We start from the raw sequence: 16,972 nt of genomic DNA on the forward strand, positions 1-16,972 counted from the left end.
CTTCAGCCAGGGTTTTTTATGGGACTGCTACTCAGCCGTTGAACACATCATCCACGCTTTTCAGCGGGTAGTTCTTCGGATACGGCAGGGTCGCTACGCCGGTCTCGATGGCGGCCTTGGCCACGGCATCGGAGATCACGGTGATCAGGCGGGCATCCATTGGTTTCGGGATGATGTACTCACGACCGAATTCCAGCTTGATGCCGCCGTAGGCATCGCACACTTCCTGTGGCACAGGCAGCTTGGCCAGTTCACGCAGGGCGTTGGCAGCGGCTACTTTCATTTCTTCGTTGATGCGCTTGGCGCGAACGTCCAGGGCACCACGGAAGATGAACGGGAAGCCCAGTACGTTGTTGACCTGGTTCGGGTAGTCCGAACGACCAGTGGCCATGATCACGTCGTCACGGGTGGCGTGCGCCAGTTCCGGGGCGATCTCTGGATCAGGGTTGGAGCAGGCGAACACGATCGGGTTGGCCGCCATGGACTTCAGGCCTTCAGCGCTCAACAGGTTCGGGCCGGACAGGCCAACGAACACGTCTGCGCCTTGCAGGGCGTCAGCCAGGGTGCGCTTGTCGGTCGCGTGAGCGAAGACTGCCTTGTACTGGTTCAGGTCGTCACGGCCGGAGTGGATCACGCCGGTACGGTCGACCATGTAGATGTTTTCGATGTTGGCGCCCATGCTCACCAGCAATTTCATGCAGGAGATGGCCGCAGCGCCTGCACCCAGGCAAACGATCTTGGCATCGGCAAGGGTCTTGCCAGCGATTTCCAGGGCATTGATCATGCCGGCCGCGGTTACGATCGCGGTACCGTGCTGGTCATCGTGGAACACCGGAATATCGCACTGCTCGATCAGAGCACGTTCGATCTCAAAGCACTCAGGGGCCTTGATGTCTTCCAGGTTGATGCCACCGAAGGTGATGGAGATGCGCTTGACGGTGTCGATGAAGGCTTGCGGGCTCTCGGAGTCGACTTCGATGTCGAACACGTCGATACCAGCGAAACGCTTGAACAGTACACCCTTGCCTTCCATGACTGGCTTGGAAGCCAATGGGCCGAGGTTACCCAGGCCGAGAATCGCGGTGCCATCGGAAATCACTGCAACCAGGTTGCCTTTACCGGTGTACTTGTAGGCCAGTTCAGGATCGCGGGCGATTTCGCGAACTGGTTCGGCTACGCCGGGGCTGTAGGCCAGCGACAGGTCGCGAGCGGTAGCGGTGGCCTTGGTGAGCTCGACACTCAGCTTCCCTGGACGAGGATGGGCATGATATTCGAGAGCGGCAGTTTTCAGATCAGACATGGGGGCATTCCGCTTTTTACTGTTGGACAGACTGGTCAGCGAGGATACGCGCCTGGCAAAGTCCCCACAAGACTGACCAGTCACCCCTGTCAAGCGCCCTGCCCTACGACTTTGGGCCAAGAGCCACGGAACACAAGGGCTCAACTGTTCACAATCGCCATAAAAAATGTCTACAATTATTTATCCAAGCCTGCCCGCAAGTGACTGGGCAGCACCACAACAGGCTCTCTTCAGGCCCCGCGACAAATCCCGGGCATAAAAAAAGGCGTCCACCAGGGACGCCTTTTTCATCAATCTGCAAAAGCCGCAATGGCCTTCCAGGCTGATTGGCCTTAGGCCTTTTTCGCGCCGAAAGCACCGAAGCGATCTGCGAAGCGCTGTACACGGCCGCCAGTATCCAGAGTCTTCTGCTTACCGGTGTAGAACGGGTGGCACTCGTTGCATACGTCGATCGCCAGAGGCTTGGCCAGGTTCGAACGAGTTTCGAACTTGTTGCCACAGCTGCAGGTAACTGCGGTGATTTCGTATGTTGGATGGATATCGGCTTTCATGGTGATTCCTCAGGCTAGCGTGCCGCCACTCAACACCATTGTTGAATACCGCACGTAATTAGGCCGCGGATTCTACCAGACCTTCCAAATCACGCAAGCTGTCCCTGATGCCGACCGTCTGCTAGGCTCCGGCCCTTCTTCACCGCCCGTCCTATAGAGAATCCCCCGCGTGCCCGACGCCATCCTGCGCCTCGCCCTGCCTTCGCCCTTGCGCCGCCTGTTCGATTACCGCGCCCCGGCGGGCGTGCTGCGGGCGCAGTTGCACCCTGGGATGCGCCTGCGGGTACCTTTCGGCCGGCGCGAGATGATCGGCATCCTGGTGGAGGTCACCGACCACAGCGAAGTCCCGGCAGAAAAGCTCAAGCCGGCCCTCGCGCTGCTGGATGCCACGCCACCGCTGCCGGCGTCATTGTTCAAGCTGTGCCTGTGGACCTCCCAGTACTACCAGCACAGCCTCGGCGACACCCTGAGCTGGGCCTTGCCGGTCCTGCTGCGCCAGGGCGAACTGGCCGAGGCGCGCCAGGAGCGCTTCTGGTCGATCAGCCCCGGGGCCAGGCTCGACGACCCGCGCATCGCTCGCGCCCCGCGCCAGCGCGAAGCCCTGGCGACCCTGGCCCAGCATCCCCACGGCGTGGCCCATCAGTTGTTGAGCAAGCTGATGCTGAGCAAGGACAGCCTCGACCTGCTGCTGGCCAAGGAACTGGTGCAGGTGGAGATCCGCAAGCACGCCCCCGGCGAGCGTCACGAACACTGGCTGGCCCAGCCGGAACTGCCTTTGAATCCGGAGCAGCGCGCCGCCTACGAAGCCGTCAGCGCTGGCCTGGACAGTTTCCATGCCTTTCTCCTGGCCGGCGTGACGGGCAGCGGCAAGACCGAAGTGTATTTGCAACTGATCCGCAAAACCCTGGAGGCCGGTAAACAGGCGCTGGTCCTGATCCCGGAGATCAATCTCGGACCGCAGACCCTGGCGCGCTTCGAGCAGCGTTTTAATGCGCGAATCGCCCTGGTGCACTCGGCAGTCAACGACCGCGAGCGCCTGGAGGCCTGGCTGGCCGCCCGCGACGGCGATGCCGACATTATCATCGGCACTCGCTCGGCATTGTTCACGCCCATGAAGAGCCCTGGCCTGATCATCATCGATGAAGAGCACGACGGCTCCTATAAACAGCAGGAAGGCTTGCGCTACCACGCCCGCGACCTGGCACTGGTGCGAGCCCGCCAGGAAAACATTCCGATCGTCCTTGGCTCCGCGACGCCGTCCCTGGAAAGCCTGCACAACGCCTACACCGGTCGTTACGGCCTGCTGCGCCTGAATGAGCGTGCCGGCGGCGCAAAACAGCCGCGCTTCCTGCGCCTGGATGTGAAAAGCCGTCCGCTGGACAGCGGCATTTCCGGGCCGATGCAACAAGCCATTGGCCAGACCCTCGCCGCCGGCCAGCAAGTGCTGGTATTTCTCAATCGCCGCGGCTTTGCCCCAACCCTGCTGTGCCACGATTGTGGCTGGATGTCTGAATGCCAGCGCTGCGATGCACGGATGACCGTGCACCAACGCTCCGGCGAGCTGCGCTGCCACCATTGTGGTTATGTCGAACGCGTCCCGCGGCATTGCCCCAAGTGCGGCAAAGTCGACTTGCGCCCAGTGGGTGCTGGCACCGAACGCGCCGAGGAACGCCTGGGCATCCTGTTCCCCGACTTTCCGGTGCTGCGGGTCGACCGCGACAGTACGTCGCGCAAGGACGCGATGAACCAACTGTTCGCCACCATCCAGAAAGGCCAGCCGTGCATTCTGGTCGGCACCCAGATGCTCGCCAAGGGACACCACTTTCCCCGCGTCACCCTGGTGTCGATTCTCGATGCCGACGGCGGCCTGTTTTCCGGCGACTTCCGCGCCAGCGAGCGCATGGCCCAGTTGATTGTCCAGGTTGCCGGACGCGCCGGGCGCGCCGAAGAGCCGGGCAAGGTGATCATCCAGACCCACCTGGCGGACCATCCGTTGCTGGTGCAACTGACCGAGCAGGGCTACTTCGCCTTTGCCGAACAGGCCCTGAGCGAACGCCGCGCCGCGGGGCTGCCGCCTTTTGCTCACCTGGCATTGCTGCGCGCCGAAGCGCACAAGCCCGGGCAGGCCGAAGGTTTCCTCGACGAGGCCTGCAGCGAGGCGGAGCGGTTGCTGGCCGAGCAGAACCTCAGTGGCATCGAGCTGCTGGGCCCGGTGCCCGCACCGATGGAACGCCGCGCCGGACGCTATCGCGCGCAACTGTTGCTGCAAGCCACGGCCCGAGCGCCCCTGCATCGACTGTTAAGCAGCTGGCTACTGGTGCTGGAGCAGATGCCCAGCGCTCGCGCGGTGCGCTGGTCGCTGGATGTCGACCCCGTCGATTTGTATTGACCGCCTGCAAGTCGTCTGCCCGCCATGGCAGCCGATTTGTCACCACATATCCGTAACCGGCCTGCTAAGGTTGGCAAGCCCGACTTCGCAAGGGATAATGTCCAGTTTTTCCACCTGCGCATTGACGCGCCGCCGCTTTGCGGTTGAAAGAGAAGACCATGAAAGACACCATTCGCCAGTTGATCCAGCAAGCCCTCACCCAACTCGTTACCGACGGTGTGTTGCCTGAAGGCCTGACGCCGGCGATTCAGGTGGAGAACTCCCGTGACAAGACCCACGGTGACTTCGCCAGCAACATCGCCATGATGCTGGCCAAGCCGGCCGGCATGAAACCCCGCGACCTGGCGGAAAAAATCATTGCCGCCCTGCCGGCCGACGAAAACGTCAGCAAGGCAGAAATCGCCGGCCCGGGGTTCCTCAATTTCTTCCAGAACACCCAGGCCCTGGCATCGCGCCTGGATGCGGCCCTGGCCGACGCCAAAGTCGGCGTGCGCAAGGCCGGTCCCGTGCAGCGCACCGTGGTTGACCTGTCGGCCCCGAACCTGGCCAAAGAGATGCATGTCGGCCACTTGCGCTCGACCATCATCGGCGACGGCGTGGCCCGCGTGCTGGAGTTCCTCGGCGACACCGTGATCCGCCAGAACCACGTGGGCGACTGGGGCACTCAGTTCGGCATGCTGATGGCCTACCTGCAGGAAAACCCGATCACCAGCGACGAGCTGTCGGACCTGGAGAACTTCTACCGCGCCGCCAAGCAACGTTTCGACGAATCCGCAGAGTTCGCCGACCGCGCCCGTGGCCTGGTGGTCAAGCTGCAAGCCGGCGACCCGGAATGCCTGGCCCTGTGGACCAAGTTCAAGGACATCTCGCTGTCGCACTGCCAGAAAATCTACGAACAACTGAACGTCAAGCTGACCATGGCCGACGTCATGGGCGAAAGCGCCTACAACGACGACCTGATCAATGTGGTCAACGACCTCAAGGCCAAAGGCATGCTGGTCGAGAGCAACGGCGCCCAGTGCGTGTTCCTCGACGAATTCAAGAATGCCGACGGCGACCCGCTGCCGGTGATTATCGTCAAGGCCGATGGCGGCTACCTGTACGCCACCACTGACCTGGCCGCCGTGCGCTACCGCAGCGGCGTGCTCAAGGCCGACCGCGCCCTGTACTTCGTCGACCAGCGCCAGGCCCTGCACTTCCAGCAAGTATTCGCCGTGGCACGCATGGCCGGCTTCGTGACCCATCCAATGGAAATGGAACACATGGGCTTCGGCACCATGAACGGCGCTGATGGCCGTCCGTTCAAGACCCGTGATGGCGGCACCGTGAAGCTGATCGACCTGCTCAACGAAGCCAAGGAGCGCGCCTACACCCTGGTCAAGGAAAAGAACCCGGAGCTGGCCGAGGCCGACCTGCGCAACATCGCCAAGGTGGTGGGCATCGGTGCGGTGAAATACGCCGACCTGTCCAAGCACCGCACCAGCGACTACAGCTTCAACTTCGACCTGATGCTCAATTTCGAAGGCAATACCGCGCCTTACCTGCTGTACGCCTACACCCGCGTGGCTGGCGTGTTCCGCAAACTGGGCAAGGATTTCAACGAAGTCCAAGGGCAGATCGTCCTCGAGGCCGCGCACGAACACGAACTGGCAGCCAAGCTGGCGCAGTTCGGTGAAGTGCTGAACAACGTCGCCGAGAAAGGCACGCCGCACATCCTTTGCACTTACCTGTACGACGTTGCCGGGCTGTTCTCCAGCTTCTACGAGAACTGCCCGATCCTCAGCGCCGAAACCCCGGCACAGATGCAGAGCCGCTTGCGCCTCGCCGCGCTGACCGGTCGCACCCTCAAGCAAGGCCTGGAACTCTTGGGCCTGGAAACACTGGAGCGTATGTAAGTTGGCTGCCAAGAAAAAACCTGCACCCAAGCGTGGCGCCAGCCGTTACCAAGCTCCTGCAAAACAGCCGATTCCGGGCTGGCTATGGATGGCCATCGGCCTGACCGTGGGCGCCTTCATCGTGTTCCTGATGAAGCTGGAGCCGGGCAAGGGCGATGACGTCAAGCGGGTCAAGCAGGAAGAACAGAAAGCCACGCGCATGGCCGAGGCCAACAAGACCCCGCCGAGCCCACAGCAACCGGTGAAGCCCAAGTACGACTTCTACACCCTGCTGCCGGAATCGGAAGTGATTGTGCCGCCGGACGCCGTGCCTGAAAAAACCCTGCCAACACCGCAGACCGCGCCCGTGGCACCGGTTACGCCAGCAGAAGCGGCGAAGATCGACACCGCGCGCGCCCAGGCAGCCTTGAGCGGCCTGACCCCACCGCCTGCGCCTCCGGTGGCCAAGGCGGCCCCGGTGACCAAGTTCTTCCTGCAGGCCGGCTCGTTCCGCAAGGAAGCCGACGCCGACCGGGTCCGTGCACAGATCATCCTGCTCGGCCAGGCGGTTTCGGTCGAGTCCGGCACGGTCAAGGACGAAACCTGGTACCGCGTGCTGGTCGGCCCGTTCAGCAACCGCGAACAATTGACCACCGCCCAGAAACAATTGGCGGGCAGCGGCTTCAGCAATCTGTTGTTACAACAACGCCAGAGCCGCTGACAGCACGATCACCCCCCCTCCTGTGGGAGCGAGTCGGACGGCGCTCCGCCTGCTCGCGAAGGCCTACATTCAGTCAACATTGATGGCGACTGATACAACGCTTTCGCGAGCAGGCTCGCTCCCACCAGGATGACCTGCGACCCACCACCACTCGTCCCCTCTACCGCCGCGCAGTTGAAAAACGCCACAGCACCCCCATATGAGTTGGCATAAGGCATTTTCGCCCCGCTGCGTGGAGACTCTTCCCTTGACCACCATCGTTTCAGTTCGCCGCCACGGCAAAGTCGTCATGGGCGGCGACGGCCAGGTTTCCCTGGGCAACACCGTGATGAAAGGCAACGCGAAAAAAGTTCGTCGCCTGTACCACGGCCAGGTTATCGCCGGTTTCGCTGGCGCCACCGCCGACGCCTTTACCCTCTTCGAACGTTTTGAAGGCCAACTGGAAAAACATCAGGGCCACCTGGTCCGTGCCGCGGTCGAGCTCGCCAAAGAATGGCGTACCGACCGCTCCCTGAGCCGCCTCGAAGCAATGCTCGCGGTCGCCAACAAAGACGCCTCGCTGATTATCACCGGCAATGGCGATGTGGTTGAACCCGAGAACGGCCTGATCGCCATGGGTTCCGGCGGTGGTTACGCCCAGGCGGCAGCCAGCGCCCTGCTGAAAAAAACCGACCTGTCGGCCCGGGAAATCGTCGAAACCGCCCTCGGCATCGCCGGCGACATCTGTGTCTTCACCAACCACACCCAGACCATTGAGGAGCAGGACTGCGCCGAGTAAGCGTGCGTGGCTGCGCGCCACCGCTCACTCTTGCCTGAGGTCCGCCAATTATTATGTCCATGACTCCCCGTGAAATCGTCCACGAACTCAATCGCCATATCATCGGCCAGGACGACGCCAAGCGCGCCGTCGCCATCGCCCTGCGCAACCGCTGGCGCCGGATGCAACTGCCCGAAGAACTGCGCGTCGAAGTCACCCCCAAGAACATCCTGATGATCGGCCCGACCGGTGTCGGCAAAACCGAAATCGCCCGGCGCCTGGCCAAGCTCGCCAACGCACCGTTCATCAAGGTCGAAGCCACCAAGTTCACCGAAGTCGGCTACGTTGGCCGCGACGTCGAGTCGATCATTCGTGACCTGGCCGATGCCGCTATCAAGCTGCTGCGCGAACAGGAAATGATCAAGGTTCGTCACCGCGCCGAAGACGCCGCCGAAGAGCGCATCCTCGATGCCCTGTTGCCACCGGCACGCACCGGTTTCAACAACGAAGAAGCCCCGGCCCAGGACTCCAACACCCGCCAACTGTTCCGCAAGCGCCTGCGCGAAGGCCAGCTGGATGACAAGGAGATCGAAATCGAAGTCGCCGAAGCCGCGGGCGTCGATATCTCCGCGCCACCGGGCATGGAAGAAATGACCAACCAGCTGCAGAGCCTGTTCGCCAACATGGGCAAGGGCAAGCGCAAGAACCGCAAGCTCAAGGTCAAGGAAGCGCTCAAGCTGGTCCGCGACGAAGAAGCCGGCCGCCTGGTCAATGACGAGGAACTCAAGGCCAAGGCCCTGGAAGCGGTCGAGCAGCACGGCATCGTGTTCATCGACGAAATCGACAAGGTCGCCAAGCGCGGCAATTCCGGTGGCGTCGACGTCTCCCGCGAAGGCGTACAGCGCGACCTGCTGCCGCTGATCGAAGGCTGCACAGTCAACACCAAGCTGGGCATGGTCAAGACCGACCACATCCTGTTTATCGCCTCCGGTGCATTCCACCTGAGCAAGCCGAGCGACCTGGTGCCTGAACTGCAAGGCCGCCTGCCGATCCGCGTTGAACTCAAGGCCCTGTCGCCGGAAGACTTCGAGCGTATCCTCAGCGAGCCGCACGCATCCCTGACCGAGCAGTATTGCGCCCTGCTGAAAACCGAAGGCCTGGCCATCGAGTTCCAGCCGGACGGCATCAAGCGCCTGGCCGAGATCGCCTGGCAGGTCAACGAGAAGACCGAGAACATCGGTGCCCGTCGCCTGCACACCCTGCTCGAGCGCCTGCTCGAAGAGGTTTCGTTCAGTGCCGGCGACCTGGCCAGCGCCCACAGCGACCAGCCGATCCGCATCGACGCCGACTACGTCAACAGCCACCTGGGCGAATTGGCGCAAAACGAAGACCTGTCCCGTTATATCCTGTAGGTCACTTCTACTGCGATAAGGGACCTGTGGGGGCGAGCCGGCTCGCTCCCACAGGTCCCTCGCAATGACGGACGACCAGCCCCATGACAACCCCGCTTCCCACCGATATCAAGCTGCACAAAGCCTCGAAAACCCTGTCGCTCAAATATCCCTCCGGCGAGGAATATCAACTGAGCGCCGAGTTCCTTCGGGTGCACTCCCCCTCCGCCGAGGTCCAGGGCCATGGCAAACCCATCCTGCAATTTGGCAAGATCGGCGTAGGACTGAGCAAGGTCGAACCGGCCGGCCAGTACGCACTGAAACTGACCTTCGACGACGGCCACGACAGCGGCCTCTTCACCTGGGATTACCTCTACCAGTTGGCACAGCGCCAGGACGCCCTCTGGGAAGATTATCTTGGTGAACTCAAAGCCGCCGGAAAGTCCCGCGATCCGAGTGAGTCCGTAGTCAAGCTGATGCTCTAGACCGGGGCTTACGCTCATTAGAAGGCATTTTCTAATTTCATCTGCTTGAATGCTCCCGCCCAGGACCCTCCATTGGCCCGCTTGCGAAAAAAATTAAACTCGGGTAACCAATGGAGCTGGCAAGTTCTGTGCAGCGCTCCCTGATGTAAAAAATCAGCGATGTGCAATTAACGGTCACCCGAGCAGTAGTACCTGGCATTGGCTGTGTGACTACACAGCAAGACTCAGGTACTCGTCTCAGGACAATGGAGCGTCGTAGATGAGTAACAAGAATAACGATGACCTGAAACGCCAAGCCTCGGAAAACACCTTGGGGCTCAATCCTGTCATCGGCTTGCGTCGCAAAGATCTGCTTACCTCTGCCCGTATGGTGCTGACCCAGGCCATCAAACAACCCATTCACAGCGTCAAGCACGTGGCCCATTTCGGCCTCGAGCTGAAGAATGTGATGTTCGGCAAATCCGAGTTGCAACCCGAAGGCGATGACCGTCGCTTCAACGATCCGGCCTGGAGCCAGAACCCGCTCTACAAACGTTACCTGCAAACTTACCTGGCCTGGCGCAAGGAGCTCCACGACTGGATCGGCGACAGCAACCTGTCGGAGCAGGACATCAACCGCGGACACTTCGTCATCAACCTGATGACCGAAGCCATGGCCCCGACCAACAGCGCGGCCAACCCCGCTGCCGTCAAACGCTTCTTCGAGACCGGCGGCAAGAGCCTGCTCGACGGCCTCTCCCACCTGGCCAAGGACCTGGTACACAACGGTGGCATGCCGAGCCAGGTCAACATGGGCGCCTTCGAAGTCGGCAAGAGCCTGGGCACCACCGAAGGTGCGGTGATTTTTCGCAACGACGTGCTGGAGCTGATCCAGTACCGGCCCATCACCGAACAGGTTCACGAGCGCCCCCTGCTGGTGGTACCGCCGCAGATCAACAAATTCTACGTATTCGACCTGAGCCCGGAAAAAAGCCTGGCGCGCTTCTGCCTGCGCAACAACCTGCAGACCTTCATCGTCAGCTGGCGTAACCCGACCAAGGCGCAACGCGAGTGGGGCCTGTCGACCTACATCGAGGCGCTCAAGGAAGCGGTCGACGTGGTCACCGCGATCACCGGCAGCAAAGACATCAACATGCTGGGCGCCTGCTCCGGCGGCATCACCTGCACTGCCCTGCTCGGCCACTACGCGGCGACCGGCGAGAAGAAGGTCAACTCCCTGACCCTGCTGGTCAGCGTCCTGGACACCACCCTGGACTCCCAGGTGGCGCTGTTCGTCGACGAGCAGACCCTGGAGTCCGCCAAGCGCCACTCCTACCAGGCCGGAGTGCTTGAGGGTCGGGACATGGCGAAGGTCTTCGCCTGGATGCGCCCCAACGACCTGATCTGGAACTACTGGGTCAACAACTACCTGCTGGGCAACGAACCGCCGATCTTCGACATCCTGTTCTGGAACAACGACACCACCCGCCTGCCGGCGGCGTTCCACGGCGACCTGATCGAAATGTTCAAAAGCAACCCACTGATCCGCCCCAATGCACTGGAAGTGTGCGGCACGCCCATCGACCTCAAGCAGGTCACGGCCGATGTCTATTCCCTGGCCGGCACCAACGACCACATCACCCCGTGGAAGTCCTGCTACAAGTCGGCCCAGCTGTTTGGTGGCAAGGTCGAATTCGTGCTGTCCAGCAGCGGCCATATCCAGAGCATCCTGAACCCGCCGGGCAACCCGAAATCGCGCTACATGACCAGCACCGAGACGGCATCGAACGCTGATCAGTGGCAAGAAAACTCGACCAAGCACACCGACTCCTGGTGGCTGCACTGGCAGGCCTGGCAGGCCGAGCGCGCGGGCAAGCTGAAAAAAGCCCCGAGCGCACTCGGCAACAAGACCTTTACCGCGGGTGAAGCAGCACCAGGGACCTACGTACACGAACGATAACTGACACACCTCGCCCCTTTGTAGGAGCGGGCTTGCCCGCGATGACGGCAGCAGCTTCAGCCAATGCGCTGACTGATCCCCCGCTATCGCGGGCAAGCCCGCTCCCACAGGTTGCCGAGGATGAATTTGAGAACGTGACCCACAGGGCTTGAAGCATGCCGCAACCGTTCATCTTTCGTACCGTCGACCTGGATGGCCAGACCCTCCGCACTGCGGTACGCCCCGGCAAGCCTCACTTGACGCCCTTGCTGATTTTCAACGGCATCGGCGCCAACCTGGAGCTGGTGTTTCCGTTCGTCCAGGCGCTGGACCCGGACCTGGAAGTGATTGCCTTCGACGTGCCCGGTGTCGGCGGTTCATCGACACCGCGCCGGCCGTATCGCTTTCCCGGCCTGGCCAAGCTGACCGCCCGAATGCTCGATTACCTCGACTACGGCCAGGTCAACGTGATCGGCGTGTCCTGGGGTGGCGCCCTGGCGCAGCAGTTCGCCCATGACTACCCCGAGCGCTGCAAGAAGCTGGTATTGGCGGCCACGGCGGCCGGCGCGGTGATGGTGCCGGGCAAGCCGAAAGTGCTGTGGATGATGGCCAGCCCACGGCGTTATATCCAACCATCCCACGTGATTCGCATTGCGCCGATGATCTACGGTGGCTCATTTCGCCGTGACCCTAACCTCGCCGCCGACCACGCCAGCAAAGTCCGCTCCGCCGGCAAGCTGGGCTACTACTGGCAGCTCTTCGCGGGGCTGGGCTGGACCAGCATCCACTGGCTGCACAAGATCCACCAGCCAACCCTGGTGCTGGCCGGTGACGACGACCCGCTGATCCCGCTGGTCAATATGCGCCTGCTCGCCTGGCGTATTCCCAACGCCCAGCTACACATAATCGACGACGGTCATTTATTCCTGATCACCCGGGCCGAGGCCGTCGCCCCGATCATCATGAAGTTCCTCCAGGAAGAACGGCAGCGGGCGGTGATGCACCCGCACCCGGCACCCTATGGCGGCACCTGAGGTGCGCTGGCGGGAATGAGGGACTTGTTCACGGCTTGACGAAGGAGTGTTGACTCATGCGAGACAAACCAGCGCCGGGCACCTTGCCCACAGCCGCTGCATTCATCAATGCCCAGAGTGCGATCACCGGTCTGCGCGGCCGGGACCTGCTCTCGACCTTGCGCAACGTCGCCGCCCACGGCTTGCGTCACCCGGTACACAGTGCCCGGCACGCACTGGCACTGGGTGGCCAACTGGGCCGCGTGTTGCTGGGTGAGACCCTGCACCAACCCAACGCCGCCGACACTCGTTTTGCCGACCCCAGCTGGACCCTCAATCCGTTTTACCGACGCAGCCTGCAGGCCTACCTGAGCTGGCAGAAACAAGTCAAACGCTGGATCGACGAAAGCGGCATGCCCGATGACGATCGCGCCCGCGCGCACTTTGCCTTCACCTTGCTCAACGATGCGGTATCGCCCTCCAACACCCTGCTCAACCCGCTGGCGATCAAGGAGCTGTTCAACTCCGGCGGCCACAGCCTGGTCCGCGGCCTGAGCCATCTGTTCGATGACCTGATGCACAACAACGGGCTGCCCAGCCAGATCACCAAGCACGCCTTCGAGGTCGGCAAGACCGTTGCCACCACCACCGGCGCGGTGGTGTTTCGCAATGAACTGCTGGAGCTGATGCAATACAAGCCCATGAGCGAAAAGCAGTACGCCAAGCCGTTGCTGGTGGTGCCGCCGCAGATCAACAAGTACTACATCTTTGACTTGAGCCCCAGCAACAGCTTCGTCCAGTTCGCCCTGAAAAACGGCCTGCAGGTGTTCATGATCAGTTGGCGCAACCCGGATGTGCGCCACCGCGAATGGGGCCTGTCCAGCTACGTCGAGGCCGTGGAAGAAGCCATGAACGTGTGCCGGGCCATCACCGGCAGCCGCGAGGTCAACCTGATGGGCGCCTGCGCCGGCGGCCTGACCATCGCTGCGCTGCAGGGCCACCTGCAAGCCAAACGGCAACTGCGGCGCATCTCCAGCGCCACTTACCTGGTCAGCCTGCTCGACAGCCAGCTCGACAGCCCCGCCACTCTGTTCGCCGACGAGCAGACCCTGGAAGCGGCCAAGCGACGCTCCTACCAGCAAGGTGTGCTCGAAGGCCGCGACATGGCCAAGGTATTTGCCTGGATGCGCCCCAACGACCTGATCTGGAACTACTGGGTCAACAACTACCTGCTGGGCAAGGAGCCGCCCGCGTTCGACATCCTCTACTGGAACAACGACAACACGCGCCTGCCGGCCGCCTTTCACGGCGACCTGCTGGACTTCTTCAAACACAACCCGCTGACCCATCCGGGCGGCCTCGAAGTGTGCGGTACGCCGATCGACCTGCAGAAGGTCAACGTCGACAGCTTCAGCGTGGCCGGGATCAACGATCACATCACGCCCTGGGATGCGGTGTACCGCTCCACGCTCCTACTTGGCGGCAACCGCCGCTTCGTGTTGTCCAACAGCGGTCACGTGCAGAGCATCCTCAACCCGCCGGGCAACCCCAAGGCCAACTACGTCGAAAGTGAAAAGCTGACCAGCGACCCTCGGGCCTGGTACTACGACGCCAGCCATGTCGACGGCAGTTGGTGGACCCAATGGCTTGCCTGGATCCAGGAGCGCTCCGGCGCCCAACGGGAAACCCTGATGGCCCTGGGCAATCAGCACTACCCACCCATGGAGGCGGCGCCCGGTACCTACGTACGGGTGCGCTGATTTTTCTCGACGCCACGGCCGGGAACAGGCCGTGGCAATCAAGGCTCGACAACTAAGAAGACTGGATGAAAACCCGCGACCGGATTCTCGAATGTGCCCTGTTGTTGTTCAACCAGAAGGGCGAACCCAACGTCTCGACCATGGAAGTTGCCAACGAAATGGGGATCAGCCCCGGCAACCTCTACTACCACTTCCACGGCAAGGAGCCGTTGATCCTGGGGTTGTTCGAACGTTTCCAGAGTGAACTGACGCCGCTGCTCGATCCGCCGTCGGACGCCCGGCTGGCGCCGGAAGACTACTGGCTGTTCCTGCACCTGATCATCGAGCGCCTGGCGCACTACCGCTTTCTGTTCCAGGACCTGTCGAACCTGGCCGGACGCCTGCCGAAACTGGCCAAGGGCATCCGCAACCTGCTCAATGCCATCAAGCGCACCCTGGCCTCGCTGCTCGCCCGGCTCAAGGCCGAAGGCCAACTGGTCAGCGACACCCAGGCCCTGGGCCAACTGGTCGAACAGATCACCATGACCCTACTGTTCTCCCTGGACTACCAGCGAATTCTCGACCGTGAAGGTGAAGTGCGGGTGGTGGTCTACCAGATCATGATGCTGGTCGCCCCCCACCTGCTGCCGCCGGCCAAGCTCGCCACCGAGCGCCTGGCGCTGCAATACCTCGAAGGCCAGGCGTAAGGGCTGGATGCCGATTCGCGCAAACAAAAACGCCCGACCTTCGCAGGCCGGGCGTTTTTATCTGTCCCGGGAATATCAGGACTGACTGGTTGGCGCCGAAGGTGCTGGCGTAGCAGTCGGGGTCGCAGCAGGTGCTGGCGCGGCGGCGGAGTTCGCCGGGCTGACCGCAGCAGCCGCAGTGGCCGGCTTGGCAGCGACAGCTGGGGCTTTCGGTGCGGCAGCTTTGGGGGCTGCAGGCTTCTTGGCTACCGGCTTTTTCGCGGCTGCGGGTTTGGCGGCAGGTTTCGCTGCTGCAGCTTTCACCGCAGGTTTGGCGGCGGGTTTGGCAGCGGCTTTGGCGGCAACCGGTTTTGCGGCGGGCTTGGCCGCGGCAGGCTTGGCAGCTGCGGTTTTCGCGGCCGGCTTGGCGGCTGGCTTGGCAGCCGGTTTAGCTGCAGCCTTGGCCAGTGGCTTGGCGGCAGTCTTGGCGGCTGCCGGTTTGGCCGCTGCGGTTTTGGCCGCTACGGGGGCAACCTTGGCGCCGGTGAGTTTTTCGATTTGCTTGGTCAGGGTATCGACCTTGCTGTGCAGGGCTTTCACTTCGTTGCGGCTCGGCACGCCGAGGCGCGAAATGGCACTGTTCAGGCGCTTGTCGAAAGCCCCTTCCAGTTCGTCCCATTTGCCCAGCGCGCGATCCTTGACCCCACTGATGCGCGACTTGGCCGAAGAAGCGGAGTCCTTGGCGGCGTCGACTTTTTTACCGACAGCGCTCTTGGTGAGCTTCTCGGCTTTCTCGCCATCCTTGACCAGTGTATCGAAGAGCTTGCTACCGTCAGTGTCGATCTTCGAGTACACGCCTAAACCAGCAAGCCAGATTTTGCGGGAGTAGTCTTCGACCTTCCCGATCCACGAGCTGCCTTCTTTTTCAGTATTCTTTTTACCAGCCATCCCGTTCTCCTTAATGTTTACGCGCGACACGTTCGAGCAATGCCGTTAGCTCATCGAGCTTAGCAGAGAGTGTCTCAACGTCATGTTTAGACGCAATGCCGACACGATTCAAGGCACTGGCGACACGCGTATCAAAAGCCTTCTCGACTTTATCAAGCTGCACTTCAACGCGGTCCTTGAGACTGACTACATCACCCTTGACGTTATCAATCTGAGTGTTGGCCGCTTCAAGTTGTTCCGTAACAACTTTTTTGCCTTTCTTTTCAACAGATTGACCAGCCTTGATCAACTCTTGAACGTATTCGCTGCCTTCCTGACCGACCTTGGCGTAGGCACCCAGGCCTGCCAGCCAGATCTTGCGGGCATAGGATTTCACTTCGTTCACCGGGGCAGGTTGAACGTCAGTTTTTTTCTTCAAAGTAACTTTGGCCATGGTGCACCTCACGCGCAGAAGGTTTGAGGAACTGCCCGCAAAAGAGTCGGGCTCAGGCACAAGGTAGGTAGAAAAATTAGAAACGGCACCCTAAGAACCGACACAAACCGCTGGATACACCACAAACCTATGTAGGAGCGAGCTTGCTCGCGATGACGGTGGGTCAAGCACTATCGATGTTGAATGGACCGGCCTCATCGCGGGCAAGCCCGCTCCCACAGTGCGCCTTGGGTGCTCGCTGATTTTGCATACACCCACAATCTTTGTGGGAGCGGGCTTGCCCGCGATGGCGGTGGGTCAGGCACTATCGATGTTGAATGGACCGGCCTCACATCGCGGGCAAGCCCGCTCCCACAGTGCGCCTTGGGTGCTCACTGATTTTGCATACACCCACAATCTTTGTGGGAGCGGGCTTGCCCGCGATGGCGGCGTGTCAGGCCGCATCGATGCTGGATACTTCACAATCAGACCAGAGCTTTATCCAGGGCTTTTTCGATTTCCGCCTTGATGGTCCCGCTCATCGCCGACATCAGCAGGCCGAGCTCGACATCGACCCGGATTGAATCCTCACCCACATGCACTGCTCCCTTGACCCCCGAGCGCTTGAGATTGAGGGTATCGCCCGCCCATTTGGGCTCCAGGCCATACTGTGCAGCCAGCTTCTCGGCCAGTTTATCGGCCTTCTCGCGCGCCGCTTCCTTGCCCAGGCCGTGGGCACGTTCAACACTAATACGGGCCATTGATTGACTCCTGATTGATCGGGACTT

15 protein-coding genes are annotated in these 16,972 nt (G+C 61.6%); 10 read left to right on the top strand and 5 right to left on the bottom strand.

The genetic code is table 11. The annotated features are described in order from the left end of the window. Positions 1-31: 31 nt before the first annotated feature. Together ACIOVD_RS16085 and rpmE are read right to left on the bottom strand one after the other, a co-directional pair. The gene (locus ACIOVD_RS16085) at positions 32-1,300 is read right to left on the bottom strand and encodes a malic enzyme-like NAD(P)-binding protein (RefSeq protein WP_159993264.1); all 1,269 of its coding nucleotides are present in this window, start codon (positions 1,298-1,300) and stop codon (positions 32-34) included. Positions 1,301-1,632: 332 nt separating this feature from the next. After that, the gene (gene rpmE, locus ACIOVD_RS16090; RefSeq protein ID WP_095167258.1) at positions 1,633-1,851 is read right to left on the bottom strand and encodes a 50S ribosomal protein L31; all 219 of its coding nucleotides are present in this window, start codon (positions 1,849-1,851) and stop codon (positions 1,633-1,635) included. 169 nt (positions 1,852-2,020) lie between these two features. Between rpmE and ACIOVD_RS16095 the strand changes: the two genes are divergently transcribed. The 10 genes from ACIOVD_RS16095 to ACIOVD_RS16140 all read left to right on the top strand — a co-directional run bounded on the left by ACIOVD_RS16095 (position 2,021) and on the right by ACIOVD_RS16140 (position 14,845). Next, the gene (locus ACIOVD_RS16095) at positions 2,021-4,240 is read left to right on the top strand and encodes a primosomal protein N' (protein ID WP_401129039.1); all 2,220 of its coding nucleotides are present in this window, start codon (positions 2,021-2,023) and stop codon (positions 4,238-4,240) included. Between the two features lie 158 nt (positions 4,241-4,398). Further along, the gene (argS, locus tag ACIOVD_RS16100; RefSeq protein WP_401129041.1) at positions 4,399-6,135 is read left to right on the top strand and encodes an arginine--tRNA ligase; all 1,737 of its coding nucleotides are present in this window, start codon (positions 4,399-4,401) and stop codon (positions 6,133-6,135) included. A gap of 1 nt (position 6,136) precedes the next feature. Further along, a complete protein-coding gene (locus ACIOVD_RS16105) occupies positions 6,137-6,835 on the top strand; it encodes an SPOR domain-containing protein (protein WP_095167265.1) in 699 nt (232 codons plus the stop codon). A gap of 247 nt (positions 6,836-7,082) precedes the next feature. Further along, a complete protein-coding gene (hslV, locus tag ACIOVD_RS16110; protein WP_093425160.1) occupies positions 7,083-7,613 on the top strand; it encodes an ATP-dependent protease subunit HslV in 531 nt (176 codons plus the stop codon). A 53-nt stretch (positions 7,614-7,666) separates the two neighbouring features. After that, positions 7,667-9,004, top strand: coding sequence for an HslU--HslV peptidase ATPase subunit (gene hslU / locus ACIOVD_RS16115; RefSeq protein WP_095167267.1), 1,338 nt, complete (start codon positions 7,667-7,669; stop codon positions 9,002-9,004). An 83-nt stretch (positions 9,005-9,087) separates the two neighbouring features. Continuing rightward, positions 9,088-9,468 (top strand): gamma-butyrobetaine hydroxylase-like domain-containing protein, encoded by a 381-nt coding sequence (locus ACIOVD_RS16120; protein WP_159993258.1) that lies wholly within the window; start codon positions 9,088-9,090, stop codon positions 9,466-9,468. Positions 9,469-9,727: 259 nt separating this feature from the next. Further along, on the top strand, positions 9,728-11,407 hold the full coding sequence (gene phaC / locus ACIOVD_RS16125) for a class II poly(R)-hydroxyalkanoic acid synthase (protein ID WP_401129044.1): 1,680 nt from the start codon (positions 9,728-9,730) through the stop codon (positions 11,405-11,407). Between the two features lie 155 nt (positions 11,408-11,562). After that, positions 11,563-12,420 (top strand): poly(3-hydroxyalkanoate) depolymerase, encoded by an 858-nt coding sequence (gene phaZ, locus ACIOVD_RS16130; protein ID WP_095167273.1) that lies wholly within the window; start codon positions 11,563-11,565, stop codon positions 12,418-12,420. A 56-nt stretch (positions 12,421-12,476) separates the two neighbouring features. Continuing rightward, complete coding sequence (gene phaC, locus ACIOVD_RS16135) at positions 12,477-14,159, top strand: class II poly(R)-hydroxyalkanoic acid synthase (protein ID WP_320333459.1); 1,683 nt, start codon at positions 12,477-12,479, stop codon at positions 14,157-14,159. A 65-nt stretch (positions 14,160-14,224) separates the two neighbouring features. After that, positions 14,225-14,845: a TetR/AcrR family transcriptional regulator gene (locus ACIOVD_RS16140; RefSeq protein WP_095167277.1), complete on the top strand. Its 621-nt coding sequence runs from the start codon at positions 14,225-14,227 to the stop codon at positions 14,843-14,845. A gap of 75 nt (positions 14,846-14,920) precedes the next feature. On the opposite strand, the gene ACIOVD_RS16145 is transcribed toward ACIOVD_RS16140, so the two are convergent. The 3 genes from ACIOVD_RS16145 to ACIOVD_RS16155 all read right to left on the bottom strand — a co-directional run bounded on the left by ACIOVD_RS16145 (position 14,921) and on the right by ACIOVD_RS16155 (position 16,945). Continuing rightward, positions 14,921-15,772, bottom strand: a complete 852-nt coding sequence (locus tag ACIOVD_RS16145; RefSeq protein WP_095167279.1) for a phasin family protein — start codon at positions 15,770-15,772, stop codon at positions 14,921-14,923. Positions 15,773-15,782: 10 nt separating this feature from the next. Then, positions 15,783-16,205, bottom strand: coding sequence for a phasin family protein (locus tag ACIOVD_RS16150; protein WP_095167281.1), 423 nt, complete (start codon positions 16,203-16,205; stop codon positions 15,783-15,785). 464 nt (positions 16,206-16,669) lie between these two features. Continuing rightward, positions 16,670-16,945, bottom strand: a complete 276-nt coding sequence (locus ACIOVD_RS16155) for a polyhydroxyalkanoic acid system family protein (RefSeq protein WP_095167283.1) — start codon at positions 16,943-16,945, stop codon at positions 16,670-16,672. Between the last annotated feature and the right edge of the window lie 27 nt (positions 16,946-16,972).

The organism is Pseudomonas sp. NPDC087626 (assembly GCF_044743405.1).
GTDB lineage: Bacteria > Pseudomonadota > Gammaproteobacteria > Pseudomonadales > Pseudomonadaceae > Aquipseudomonas.

Coding starts and splice junctions, on each gene's coding strand:
- phaC (WP_401129044.1), top strand. CDS start 9,728: ATGAGTAACAAGAATAACGATGACCTGAAACGCCAAGCCTCGGAAAAC.
- rpmE (WP_095167258.1), bottom strand. CDS start 1,851: ATGAAAGCCGATATCCATCCAACATACGAAATCACCGCAGTTACCTGC.
- hslU (WP_095167267.1), top strand. CDS start 7,667: ATGTCCATGACTCCCCGTGAAATCGTCCACGAACTCAATCGCCATATC.
- ACIOVD_RS16140 (WP_095167277.1), top strand. CDS start 14,225: ATGAAAACCCGCGACCGGATTCTCGAATGTGCCCTGTTGTTGTTCAAC.
- phaC (WP_320333459.1), top strand. CDS start 12,477: ATGCGAGACAAACCAGCGCCGGGCACCTTGCCCACAGCCGCTGCATTC.
- ACIOVD_RS16085 (WP_159993264.1), bottom strand. CDS start 1,300: ATGTCTGATCTGAAAACTGCCGCTCTCGAATATCATGCCCATCCTCGT.
- phaZ (WP_095167273.1), top strand. CDS start 11,563: ATGCCGCAACCGTTCATCTTTCGTACCGTCGACCTGGATGGCCAGACC.
- ACIOVD_RS16145 (WP_095167279.1), bottom strand. CDS start 15,772: ATGGCTGGTAAAAAGAATACTGAAAAAGAAGGCAGCTCGTGGATCGGG.
- argS (WP_401129041.1), top strand. CDS start 4,399: ATGAAAGACACCATTCGCCAGTTGATCCAGCAAGCCCTCACCCAACTC.
- ACIOVD_RS16120 (WP_159993258.1), top strand. CDS start 9,088: ATGACAACCCCGCTTCCCACCGATATCAAGCTGCACAAAGCCTCGAAA.
- ACIOVD_RS16155 (WP_095167283.1), bottom strand. CDS start 16,945: ATGGCCCGTATTAGTGTTGAACGTGCCCACGGCCTGGGCAAGGAAGCG.
- ACIOVD_RS16150 (WP_095167281.1), bottom strand. CDS start 16,205: ATGGCCAAAGTTACTTTGAAGAAAAAAACTGACGTTCAACCTGCCCCG.